Source organism: Pseudoalteromonas sp. Of7M-16, assembly GCF_022347805.1.
Taxonomy (GTDB): Bacteria; Pseudomonadota; Gammaproteobacteria; order Enterobacterales; family Alteromonadaceae; genus Pseudoalteromonas; species Pseudoalteromonas luteoviolacea_F.
Genome location: NZ_JAKRFY010000005.1, coordinates 39,736 through 51,873 on the forward strand (window position 1 = coordinate 39,736; position 12,138 = coordinate 51,873).

The 12,138-nt window shown below is 41.2% G+C and carries 9 protein-coding genes; 3 read left to right on the forward strand and 6 right to left on the reverse strand.

Features of this window, described 5'->3' with window-relative positions:
* Positions 1–45 precede the first annotated feature (45 nt).
* The 4 genes from cmk to gyrA form a co-directional block, all read right to left on the reverse strand.
* Entirely contained in the window at positions 46–753 is a 708-nt protein-coding gene (gene cmk / locus MHN81_RS06650) for a (d)CMP kinase (protein WP_023401702.1), read from the reverse strand.
* 160 nt (positions 754–913) lie between these two features.
* Positions 914–2,194, reverse strand: coding sequence for a 3-phosphoshikimate 1-carboxyvinyltransferase (aroA, locus tag MHN81_RS06655; protein WP_239425351.1), 1,281 nt, complete (start codon positions 2,192–2,194; stop codon positions 914–916).
* Entirely contained in the window at positions 2,194–3,276 is a 1,083-nt protein-coding gene (gene serC, locus MHN81_RS06660; protein WP_063383347.1) for a 3-phosphoserine/phosphohydroxythreonine transaminase, read from the reverse strand. Before serC ends, aroA begins: the two co-directional genes overlap by 1 nt.
* Before the next feature lie 191 nt (positions 3,277–3,467).
* Positions 3,468–6,143 (reverse strand): DNA gyrase subunit A, encoded by a 2,676-nt coding sequence (gene gyrA / locus MHN81_RS06665; RefSeq protein ID WP_023401698.1) that lies wholly within the window; start codon positions 6,141–6,143, stop codon positions 3,468–3,470.
* A gap of 181 nt (positions 6,144–6,324) precedes the next feature.
* Between gyrA and ubiG the strand changes: the two genes are divergently transcribed.
* The 3 genes from ubiG to nrdA all read left to right on the forward strand — a co-directional run bounded on the left by ubiG (position 6,325) and on the right by nrdA (position 10,299).
* On the forward strand, positions 6,325–7,035 hold the full coding sequence (gene ubiG / locus MHN81_RS06670) for a bifunctional 2-polyprenyl-6-hydroxyphenol methylase/3-demethylubiquinol 3-O-methyltransferase UbiG (protein WP_023401697.1): 711 nt from the start codon (positions 6,325–6,327) through the stop codon (positions 7,033–7,035).
* Positions 7,032–7,679, forward strand: a complete 648-nt coding sequence (locus tag MHN81_RS06675) for an HAD-IA family hydrolase (RefSeq protein ID WP_023401696.1) — start codon at positions 7,032–7,034, stop codon at positions 7,677–7,679. Before ubiG ends, MHN81_RS06675 begins: the two co-directional genes overlap by 4 nt.
* A 334-nt stretch (positions 7,680–8,013) precedes the next feature.
* On the forward strand, positions 8,014–10,299 hold the full coding sequence (nrdA, locus tag MHN81_RS06680) for a class 1a ribonucleoside-diphosphate reductase subunit alpha (protein ID WP_023401695.1): 2,286 nt from the start codon (positions 8,014–8,016) through the stop codon (positions 10,297–10,299).
* Positions 10,300–10,424: 125 nt separating this feature from the next.
* Here the strand turns inward: nrdA and MHN81_RS06685 are convergent, their stop codons facing one another.
* Positions 10,425–11,228, reverse strand: coding sequence for an arylamine N-acetyltransferase (locus MHN81_RS06685; RefSeq protein ID WP_239425352.1), 804 nt, complete (start codon positions 11,226–11,228; stop codon positions 10,425–10,427).
* 18 nt (positions 11,229–11,246) lie between these two features.
* On the reverse strand, positions 11,247–11,801 hold the full coding sequence (locus MHN81_RS06690) for an NAD(P)H-dependent oxidoreductase (protein WP_023401693.1): 555 nt from the start codon (positions 11,799–11,801) through the stop codon (positions 11,247–11,249).
* Positions 11,802–12,138 lie beyond the last annotated feature (337 nt).

Here is a 12,138-nt window from a genome sequence, read left to right on the forward strand (position 1 = left end):
GGGTAGTTAAAAAAACACCGGCAGCCTTGCCAGTGCTATGAAAAATTAGCTAACTTTTGGAAGTTTACCTGCCAATACAGCTTCATCAACAAGTTTAAGTACTTGCTGGTACACTTGGTCGGCATCTAAAGTCGTGGTATCAATATGAATAGCATCATCAGCTGGCACTAGCGGCGCCACCTTTCTATTCATATCTCGCTCATCACGTGCTTTAATATCTTCTAAAAGGCCCTCAATTGTAACATCAAGGCCTTTTTCCTTCAACTCATTAAAGCGTCTCTTAGCTCGTTCTTCGGCACTCGCTGTGAGATAAATTTTTAATTCAGCTGATGGAAAAACAACGGTACCCATATCTCGGCCATCTGCGATAAGGCCGTTTTCTGTTCTGAACGCACGCTGCCTGCGAAGGAGCGCTTCCCTAACGCGTGGAAGCATTGCAATTTTAGAAGCTGTGGCACCTACTTCTTCATTTCGAATAGTGTTCGTTACATCTTCACCTTCTAGTACGATTTTAGACTTCTTTGACGCACTATCAATCACAAATTGGACATCCAGATTCGCAGCCAGTGGCACAAGCGCTTCTTCATTATCCAGAGCGATTTGATGATGTAACACTGCAATAGATAACACGCGATAAATTGCGCCACTATCTAATACATCCCAATTTAGTTTCTCAGCCAACAAGCGACAAACAGTCCCTTTGCCAGAACCGCTTGGGCCGTCTACGGTGATTACGGGCATTGCAGCCTGCATTAAAACCTCCTGAAATGCACACCTTATATAAATCGGCGCCCATTATACGCAAGTTTGCTGAATAGATCCTTATCAACATGTAACTTTTTGTTCTATTGTCGGATTTGTATCTTTTATAGGTATGAGAGCGTGTAAGAAACACGCTCTTTTTGCAGAAATATTAGTGATGTGAAATTGATGCCAATACGTCAAAGTAGGTCGGGAAAGTTTTAGCAGTACAACCTGGGTCGTTAATGGTAACGGGTTGCCCACCCACAGACACCATCGAAAAGCACATTGCGATTCGATGATCGTTATAAGTGTCGATCTCAGCAAGTTTAAACTCTTCTGGCGGCGTAATTTCAATAAAATCCTCGCCTTCAACAACTTCAGCGCCGACTTTACGAAGTTCTGTGGCCATGGCATACAATCGGTCAGTTTCTTTAACTCGCCAGTTGTAAATATTTCGAATGGCAGTTTTACCTTCTGCAAATAATGCCACTGTCGCAAGTGTCATTGCCGCATCTGGGATCGCATTTGCATCAATATCCACCCCTATTAACTGGCCCTTTTTGACAATAAGCTTCTCGTCAAACCATTCAATTTTTGCACCCACTTGTTCCATGACTTTTGCGAAGCCAATATCACCTTGTACACTCGATTTACCAACGCCATTGATCTCGATTTCACCACCGGCAATAGCAGCAGCTGCAACAAAGTAAGAAGCAGACGACGCATCGCCTTCAACCATTATACTTTTAGGCGATGTATAACCTTGCTGTCCTTTGACATAAAAAATTTGGTAGTCATCGTGCTCAACGACCACACCGAATTGCTTCATAACACCAAGCGTAATATCAATATATGGCTTAGAGACCAACTCTCCAGAGATTTTAATTTCACTGTCTCCGTCAAATATCGGCGCAGCCATCAACAAAGCAGTTAAAAATTGACTTGAGATACTACCGTCAATTTCAACTGTTCCGCCTTGCAGCTTTTTGCCTGTGATATCTAGTGGTGGGTAGTGCTCATTTTTAAGATAAGTAACATCAGCTCCTAGTGCATCCAAAGCATCTACAAGGTGACCAATTGGGCGCTCTTCCATTCTCGGCTCACCCGTAAGCGTGAACTTACCTTGTGTCGCCGCCAAAACCGCTGTTAAAGGTCGAAATGCAGTGCCTGCGTTACCTAAAAATAAAGGTTCAGATGGCGTTTTAAACTGTCCGCCATTACCGTGCACCAGTGCAACCGTTTTGTCGTCGTTTAGTTCGACTTTAACACCCATGACGTCAAGTGCTGCGAGCATATGACGAATATCGTCACTATCCAGTAGATTTCGCACCTCAGTGACGCCGTCACACAAGGCTGCGAGCAATAATATACGGTTTGATAAACTTTTTGAGCCAGGTAATGTAACTGAACCAGACACTTTCTTAATTGGTTTTAAAGGTAACTGTTCCATCAACTATGCTCCTTGGCAAACTTTTCCATAAATGCAATAAGTGCTTCAATACCTTCTTTTGGCATAGCGTTGTAGATGCTTGCACGCATACCACCTACAAATCTGTGGCCTTCAAGTGCCATTAAGCCGTTTTGTTCAGCTTGCTGTAGGAAGCTGTCATTTAATGCATCATCTTTTAACCAAAATGGGACGTTCATCAATGAACGACAAGACTCTGCCACTTTGTTGTAGTAAAAATCAGAGCTATCAATATAGTCGTATAGAAGCGCTGCTTTTTCCTTATTATGTTTCTCCATCGCAGGCACACCGCCTATAGACTCAAGATACTTAAATACTTCGGCAGCTAAATACCAAGCATAAGTTGGGGGTGTGTTGTACATGCTATTTTGCTTTGCTTCGATGGCATAATCTAAAATTGCAGGCTTTGGCAGGCCTTCTCTTTCTAATAACGTCTTGCGAATAATTGCGATACTTAAACCAGAAGGACCAATATTTTTTTGTGCACCAGCATAAATCAAATCAAAGTCATCTACGTTGATTTCGCGAGAGAGAATCATTGAAGACATATCGGCAACAATCGGCGCTGTAGGATGTTTAGGCACTTCAAATATTTCGATACCATCGATGGTTTCATTCGGGCAATAATGAATAAATGATGCGTTTTGTGGTAGTGACCATTCTGAAACTGGTAAAATATCAAATTGACCATCTTTGTCGGTGCGAATATCAACTGATTCTACTTGTGTAAATTTAGCGCCCTCTTTGGTCGCACCCACAGACCAAATACCATTTTCTACATACACGCCTGGCGCACTATCTAAATGCAGATTCAAAGGTACAGCAGAGAAGTGCCCTCTACCACCACCATGCATAAATAGCACTTCAAATTCATCCGAGATATTCATTAATCTTCTCAGGCTCGCTTCACATTCTTCTGCCAGTTTTAAAAATGGCTTTGAACGGTGGCTGATCTCCATAACAGATACGCCCAACCCCTGCCAGTTAATGAACTCAGCTTGCGCTTTCTCCATGACGGCGGGTGGCAACATAGCAGGACCTGCACAAAAGTTATAAACAGTCATATTTTCCTCATTCCAAATAAAACGTATCGCTCAAACAACACAAATAAAGTTTGTACAACGCGACACGGAAATAAAATTTTCAATCTATGAATTTACATCAAATACGGAGTCAGATAAAACAAAATTCTGGACTAAATCATCTTGGTTGGTTGAATTTTTTTAATAAAAAAGCGGCCTAAGCCGCTTTTGTATTATTCAGAATCTTGTTCTGGTGCACTTGGTGGTGCTTCTTCGCCAGTTGCATCATCTACAACTGCATCATCAATGTCATCTACTTCAATTTCTTCGATGCGCTGAAGCCCAACAACTTGTTCGTCTTCTATAGTACGGATCAAAATAACACCTTGCGTGTTACGACCGACTGTAGAGACTTCATTTACGCGTGTTCTAACCAAAGTACCACGGTTAGAGATAAGCATAATCTCATTGTTATCTTCTACTTGTACTGCACCAACCACGTTACCATTACGTTCAGTTACTTTGATCGATACAACACCTTGTGTTGCACGACTCTTAGCAGGGTACTCGTCAAGTGGTGTGCGCTTACCATAACCATTTTCTGTTACAGTCAAAATTGCACCATCATTTTTCGGCACAATTAAAGATACAACTTTCACGCCATCAGGCATCTTGATGCCGCGAACACCTGTCGCAGTACGACCCATTGGACGCAAGGCTAACATTTCTTCACCCGTTTCAGGGTCAAGTTTCACTTCACCAGTCTCAGAATCGCGTAACTTTTCATTGAAACGCACAACCTTACCGTGATCAGTAAATAGCATGATGTCATTACTGCCATCAGTGATATCTGCACCAATTAGGTTATCACCTTCATTAAGGTTGATTGCAATGATACCACTTGCACGTTGTCGACTGTACGCAGTCAATGGTGTCTTCTTAACTGTGCCATTTGCCGTTGCCATCAAGACATATTTGTCTTCTTCGTACTCTCGAACTGGAAGAATTGTTGTAATTCGCTCGTCAGCTTCCAATGGCAATAAGTTTACTATCGGCTTACCACGTGCTTGACGTGACGCCAATGGTAGTTGATAAACTTTTAGCCAATATAGTCGGCCAGCTGTCGAGAAGCACAATATCGTGTCATGGGTATTGGCAACAAGTAGACGCTCGATAAAGTCTTCATCTTTCATCTTAGTTGCCGCTTTACCTTTACCACCACGGCGCTGTGCTTCGTAGTCTGATAATGGCTGGTATTTTACATACCCTTCGTGTGAAAGTGTTACTACAACGTCTTCTTCATTAATCAGGTCTTCTAAGCTGATGTCATGAGCGGCTGCTGTGATTTCTGTCCGGCGTTCATCGCCATATACTTCTTTAATTTCAACCAATTCGTCACGGATTACTTCCATTAGACGCTCTGGTGAAGAAAGAATAAATAGTAGCTCAGCAATCACATCAAGAAGTTCTTGGTACTCACCTAAGATCTTCTCATGCTCTAGACCGGTTAGCTTATGTAAACGTAAGTCTAGAATTGCTTGTGCCTGTTGCTCGGATAGGTAGTACTGACCATCTCTAATACCAAGTTCATCCGCTAACCAGTCAGGTCTAGCAACATTTTGCTCGCCAGCACGCTCTAACATTGGTGCTACTGAACCTAGCTCCCATGCGCGTGAAGTTAACGCAGCCTTAGCCTCTGATGGAGTTGGTGACTTTCGAATAAGTTCGATAATAGGATCTATATTCGCAAGGGCGATTGCCAAGCCTTCAAGTGTATGTGCTCTGTCTCTAGCTTTACGCAAGTCAAATACAGTACGACGTGTGACAACTTCGCGGCGGTGGATAACAAACGCCTCTAGCATTTCTTTCAAGTTGAAACACTTAGGCTGGTTATTGTCTAGCGCAACCATGTTCATACCGAACACAGTTTGAAGCTGCGTTTGAGCGTATAGGTTATTTAATACAACCTCACCCACTTCTCCTCGCTTGATCTCAATGACGATACGCATTCCGTCTTTATCAGACTCATCACGTAACGCACTGATGCCTTCGACTTTTTTATCTTTTACTAACTCGGCAATTTTTTCAATAAGGCGAGCTTTGTTAACCTGATAAGGGATCTCATGGACAATAATTGTTTCTTTGCCCGTTTTTTCGTCCGTCTCAATTTCAGCACGAGCACGGATGTAAACTTTACCACGACCCGTTTTATAAGCTTGCTCAATCCCTTTTTTACCACTAATGATTGCCGCTGTTGGGAAATCTGGGCCTGGGATATATTCCATTAGCTCTTCAATGGTGAGATCTGGGTTTTGAATAATAGCCAAACAGCCATTGATAACTTCAGTTAGATTGTGTGGCGGAATATTTGTCGCCATACCAACTGCAATACCCGATGAACCATTTACCAATAGGTTTGGAACCTTGGTCGGTAATACATCAGGAATTTGCTCAGTGCCATCGTAGTTTGGCACATAATCAACAGTTTCTTTCTCTAAGTCAGCAAGTAGTTCGTGAGACATTTTAGCCATACGTACTTCGGTATAACGCATTGCCGCAGCTGAGTCACCATCTACAGAACCGAAGTTACCTTGACCGTCTACCAACATATAGCGCAACGAAAACGGCTGAGCCATACGTACGATAGTATCGTATACCGCACTATCACCATGAGGGTGGTATTTACCGATGACGTCACCGACTACACGAGCTGATTTTTTATAAGGTTTATTCCAGTCATTACGTAGCTCGTTCATTGCGAAAAGTACACGACGGTGAACTGGTTTTAGTCCGTCACGTACGTCTGGCAATGCACGCCCTACAATTACGCTCATCGCGTAATCTAGGTATGAATTTTTCAATTCATCTTCAATATTGACCGGGAGGATTTCATTGGCGAGATCAGTCATTTGATACCACTTTCCTTCAGAGTCTTGCCCTTTTGTGTCAAACTATTAGCAACAAAGGGTTAAGTTATTATTTATTCGGCTGCCGATAGTAACACAGTTAAATTCAATTTGCAGTCGTAAAATGTCTGGTATTTTTATAAATAGCCAATACAATGCGCCCAGATAAACGAGGAAGCTTTTTATGACCGAACATCAAAATGTAGATCACCAAGAAATCGCAAAATTTGAAGAAATCGCCGAGCGATGGTGGGATACCGAGGGAGAATTTAAACCGCTACATGACATCAACCCATTGAGATTGGACTTTATTAATGACAAAAGCACAGGCTTGTTTTCTAAAAAAGTACTAGATGTCGGTTGCGGAGGTGGGATCCTGACAGAAAGCATGGCAAAGCTTGGGGCACAAGCCACTGGCATTGATATGGGTCAAGAGCCATTAAACGTTGCCAAGTTGCACAGTCTTGAAAGCGGCGTAGATGTGGACTACCAGAAGATCCCTGCCGAAGTATTTGCACAGCAGCATACAGAAGAGTTTGATGTAGTTACTTGTATGGAAATGCTTGAACACGTGCCTGACCCAGCTGCGATTATTGGCGCCGTTGCACAGGCAGCAAAACCAGGTGCCAGTGTCTTTTTCTCTACGTTAAATAAAACACACAAAGCCTACTTACTTGCAGTGGTCGCGGCCGAAAAAGTATTAAAAATGGTTCCTGAAGGTACGCATGATCACAACAAATTCATTCGACCGTCGACGCTAATTGGCTGGGCCGAAGAACATGGTTTAAAAGTGCGTAATGCAGCTGGTATCAGTTATAACCCATTTACTAAGACATTTACGCTTACTAAAGACGTCAGTGTTAACTACCTACTTCACTTTGAGAAATTAGCATGACCAAAGCCGTTCTGTTCGATTTAGATGGTACGCTATTAGATACCAGTGACGACCTCGGGGCTGCGTTAAATCACGTGCTCAAAGAGCACGGATTACCGACTTTACCCAAAAATGAATATAGTCCGGCAATCTCTAATGGGGTAAAAGCCCTGTTAGAAGTAGGCTTTAAAGACAAGTTGGTCGACTACGACTTTGCCTCATTAAGGAAGCAAGTTTTAGACTATTATGAACAAAATATTTCTGTTCACAGCCATTGCTTTGACGGTATTACCGATATGCTAAAATCGCTCTATGCGCAAGATATCGCTGTTGGTATAGTAACAAACAAGCCTGAGTTTTTGACTTTCCCACTTCTTGCAAAAATAGATGCATTAAAAGATATTAAAGCAGTTGTGTGTGGAGATACGTTAAAAGTCGCCAAACCCCACCCTGAACCACTGCTATATGCTGCTAAAAAACTTGGTGTTACGGCAACACAGTGTACTTATGTAGGTGATGCACAACGTGATATCGAAGCAGCTAAAGCAGCAAAGATGCGCTCAGTCACAGCTTTATGGGGGTTCATTCCTTCTCTTGACGAAGCACTTTCCTGGCAAGCCGAGTTAAACTTAAAGCAACCAAATGAGTTAATTTCGCACATATAGTGAAAAATTTAAATTTGAGACACTACATATTGTGTCTTACACTTAGTTGGGCAATAAATTGAACATAAAAAAATCATTCAGTTTTTTTGTTAAAAAAAGACAAAAATTGCCGAACTAACGTTGATTTTTTTACGCACGCAGACTTCGTGGATAACAGAAGGTTAGTAAACACTAACACGCTAATTTTATCCCAATGTTATCCACAATTTGAGTGAAGTTGTTCTATTGCAAAATACAAATAACCACACTATCTTGTGATGCACTTTCAAATAGGCACCATATCTAGTGGTGATTTCCTAGCCAATATAAGAATTTGGGAATACAGGCATAGCTTATGAACCAACAATTATCTGTCAGTAAAAGAAACGGTCGTAAAGAGCCGCTTGATTTAGATAAAATCCATCGTGTGATAACTTGGGCTGCCGAAGGCCTAGACAATGTTTCAGTCTCTCAAGTGGAATTGAAGTCTCATATCCAATTTTACGATGGGATCCGTACTGAAGATATCCATGAAACAATCATTAAAGCAGCTGCTGATTTAATTTCAAAAGATACGCCAGATTATCAATATCTAGCAGCACGTCTTGCAGTGTTCCATTTAAGAAAGAAAGCTTACGGTCAATTTGAGCCACCACATTTATATGATCATGTAGCCAAGTTGGTTGAAGATAAGCGCTACGACGAACACCTATTGAAAGACTACACCCGCGAAGAGCTTCACGAATTAAATGAGTATCTCGACCACAGCCGTGATATGACATTCAGTTACGCAGCGGTTAAACAACTTGAAGGTAAATACTTGGTACAAAACCGAGTAACTGGTGAGATTTATGAGAGCGCGCAGTTTCTATACATGCTAGTTGCAGCAAGCCTATTCTCAGATTATGAAAAAGAGACTCGTCTAGACTATATTAAGCGTTTTTACGATGCAGTTTCACAATTCAAAATTTCATTGCCAACGCCTATCATGGCAGGTGTGCGTACACCAACGCGTCAGTTTAGCTCATGTGTACTAATCGAATGTGATGATAGCTTAGATTCAATCAACGCGACCTCTTCTGCAATCGTAAAGTATGTGAGTCAGCGAGCTGGTATTGGTGTTAATGCCGGTCGTATTCGTGCACTAGGTAGCCCTATTCGCAACGGTGAAGCTTTCCATACTGGCTGTATTCCATTCTACAAGCACTTCCAAACAGCCGTTAAAAGCTGTTCACAAGGCGGTGTGCGTGGTGGTGCTGCGACCCTTTTCTACCCATTGTGGCATTTAGAAGTAGAAAACCTACTTGTTCTGAAAAATAACCGTGGTGTTGAAGAAAACCGTGTTCGCCATTTAGACTATGGTGTGCAATTCAACAAAACAATGTACACGCGTCTATTAAAAGATGACTACATTACCCTATTCAGCCCTTCTGATACACCGGGGTTGTATGATGCATTCTTCGAAGATCAAGCACTATTCGAAGAGCTATACCTAAAGTATGAGCAAGACGAATCTATTCGTAAAAAACGCATCAAAGCGATTGAGCTGTTTTCAATGTTCGCACAAGAGCGTGCAAGTACAGGTCGTATTTACTTACAGAATGTTGACCACTGTAATACACACAGCCCGTTTGACTCAAAAGTTGCGCCAATCCGTCAATCAAACTTATGTTTAGAAATAGCACTTCCGACTAAGCCTCTAAACAATGTAAATGATGCAGAAGGCGAAATCGCACTTTGTACCTTGTCTGCATTTAACTTAGGCGCGATTAACGATCTTTCAGAGCTTGAAGAACTCGCTGAGCTAGCGGTACGTGCACTTGATAACCTGCTTGATTTCCAAGATTACCCAGTACCAGCAGCTCACACTGCAACAATGGGACGTCGTACGCTAGGTATTGGTGTTATCAACTTCGCTTACTACCTTGCTAAAAATGGTAAAAAGTACTCAGACGGCAGCGCAAATGGCCTGACACACAAAACATTTGAAGCAATACAGTATTACTTAATGAAAGCTTCAAACGAACTTGCAAAAGAGCGCGGTGCTTGTCCTAAGTTCAATGAAACGACGTATTCACAAGGTATTATGCCAATCGATACATACAAAAAAGACATCGATGCAATTTGTGATGAGCCGTTACACCTTGATTGGGATTCGCTAAGAGCAAGTATCCAAGAATATGGTATGAGAAACTCTACGCTATCAGCATTGATGCCTTCAGAGACCTCTTCTCAAATCTCTAACGCAACGAATGGTATTGAACCACCTCGAGGCCATATCAGCGTAAAAGCAAGTAAAGATGGTATCTTAAAGCAAGTTGTACCTGAGTACGAAAAGCTTAAAGACCAATATGAATTGCTATGGGATATCCCTTCAAATGATGGCTACCTTGGTCTAGTTGGTATTATGCAAAAGTTTGTCGACCAAACTATTTCTGCAAATACAAACTATGATCCAACTAAGTTTGACGGCGGTAAGGTGCCAATGAAGTTGTTGCTAAAAGACTTACTAACAGCATACAAGCTTGGTGTTAAAACTCTTTACTACCACAATACTCGCGATGGTGCAGCCGATGCACAAGATGAGTTAAAGCCTGAGCCAGAAGATGATGGCTGCGAAGGCGGCGCTTGTAAGATTTAACAAGCTTTAAAATAATAAAAGCCCAGTTATTGCTGGGCTTTTTTGTCAAAAAAGACACTGCTTTCACTCTCACTTCAGCAATCAACCCATTACATCAGATCCAACACAATATTAATCGCTCTAAATTATTCAGCCCAATTGACGTAACCAGCTATTTTTTCGTAAGCAACCTTCTTTTTGATGCCAAAATGCTCTTTCAAAGCTTGATTAAACAGCTGCTCACTGTCCAATATTGTCTCTATGGTTTCGTCTTGCGTGTCAATTTTTAACCTATTATTAAATAATATGTTTTTCCCATATTTTGTACGTTTTACCATCACTATATTCGATGTAAATAGAGAGCTAGAACCGGTAGAAGCAAAGTGATTGCCATACTCAATATCTCCCTCACAGACATAGCTCATGTCAAGGCTGTAAAGATTTTGCCAGCCATCTTCAATTTTACTTTGTAGCATCACACCAAAAGTAGTGTCTTTGACAAATCGAAAAACTTGTTTGTCGGTATCAAACTCCTGATCAAATATCAAAGGTAATGGCTTTCTCGGTGTATTAGCACCAAATCCTGCATCAACAACCCATTGCTGGCCATCTATTGACACTAAATTGACAAGGTGCCCACGACCTGTAGGCTTATCTGACAAATGAACTCTACCTAATGCTTGCGTCACCTCAAAACCAATGGTCTTTAATACTTGGTATAACAAGCCATTTAATTCATAGCAGTATCCTCCCCGCTGCTTGTCCACAAGCTTTTTAAATACATGCTCATTTGATAAGTCTATGGATTTACCATCAATAATGTCGAGGTTCTCAAAAGGAATGAACTCATGTTGTAATTGATGAATATGGAAAAGCGAATCAATATCCACAATCGCGTCAGTTTTAAGGTTAATTCTATTAAAATACTTTGCTAGTAATTCACTATTCATGGGTATACCTCTGCTTTATTACTGGATCTGGCTTAAACTGATAGGCTCAATGTCATTACTCTTAAACGAATTTAATAACTGAGTATTAAACTCATCACTCGTGACCGTGTTTGTTTCCAAATCAAAATTGTCATAAAAACTAGGAAGAGATATTGCGCCAATAAGGTTAGCACTGAAGCTACTAGCTGAAGATTGTGCTGATGATAACACTCTTTTTGCCCCTCCAGCACCCGGTGATGTGGCCAGCATGAGCACCTGCTTTTGCTGAAAAATATGCATGCCAACTCTCGATGTCCAGTCAAGCAAGTTTTTATAAGCGGCAGTATAAGAACTATTATATTCTGCGAATGAAACCACAATTAAGTCGGCCTCTGCTATTTTGTTGTAAAAGCAAGTTGCGAGCTCGGGTATACCAGACTCCTTCTCTCTATCTTCACTATAAATTGGCATTTCATAGTCATTGAGATCGATGAGAGAAATAGACGCGCCACTTACTTGTGAAGCCGCATAGAAAGCCAGTTTTTGATTTATTGATTTTTTACTATTGCTTGCACCAAATGCCAGTATATTCATTTAAAGCCCTCATTAATTAATCATTAGTTATCGATTTAAGTAGCAATTCTTTAAAGCCCTACATGCCTCAAACCGTGTAATGCAACTCTAAAACCTGAAGTTAAGTTGAGGTCAAGCACTTAAAATAACTTTTAGCTACAAGAGCAAAAAGCTAGAGAAAAACACGGACACTAACTGAGTCGTAACACAGTCAAATATGGCGACTCTGTAATACCTAGTAAAATAATTCGAAATTAATTTGAAGGTCTTAATAAATTACAGCGTAGATGTAAGCTCAAATAAAACACTATTATATTGCGATATGGTTTAGAGAAGGCGATTGCAGACATGCTAGTCA

What these genes read in the sequence shown, in the direction of transcription:
- ubiG (WP_023401697.1), top strand. Translation starts at nt 6,325, where the DNA reads ATGACCGAACATCAAAATGTAGATCACCAAGAAATCGCAAAATTTGAA.
- serC (WP_063383347.1), bottom strand. Translation starts at nt 3,276, where the DNA reads ATGACTGTTTATAACTTTTGTGCAGGTCCTGCTATGTTGCCACCCGCC.
- gyrA (WP_023401698.1), bottom strand. Translation starts at nt 6,143, where the DNA reads ATGACTGATCTCGCCAATGAAATCCTCCCGGTCAATATTGAAGATGAA.
- aroA (WP_239425351.1), bottom strand. Translation starts at nt 2,194, where the DNA reads ATGGAACAGTTACCTTTAAAACCAATTAAGAAAGTGTCTGGTTCAGTT.
- MHN81_RS06690 (WP_023401693.1), bottom strand. Translation starts at nt 11,801, where the DNA reads ATGAATATACTGGCATTTGGTGCAAGCAATAGTAAAAAATCAATAAAT.
- MHN81_RS06685 (WP_239425352.1), bottom strand. Translation starts at nt 11,228, where the DNA reads ATGAATAGTGAATTACTAGCAAAGTATTTTAATAGAATTAACCTTAAA.
- MHN81_RS06675 (WP_023401696.1), top strand. Translation starts at nt 7,032, where the DNA reads ATGACCAAAGCCGTTCTGTTCGATTTAGATGGTACGCTATTAGATACC.
- cmk (WP_023401702.1), bottom strand. Translation starts at nt 753, where the DNA reads ATGCAGGCTGCAATGCCCGTAATCACCGTAGACGGCCCAAGCGGTTCT.
- nrdA (WP_023401695.1), top strand. Translation starts at nt 8,014, where the DNA reads ATGAACCAACAATTATCTGTCAGTAAAAGAAACGGTCGTAAAGAGCCG.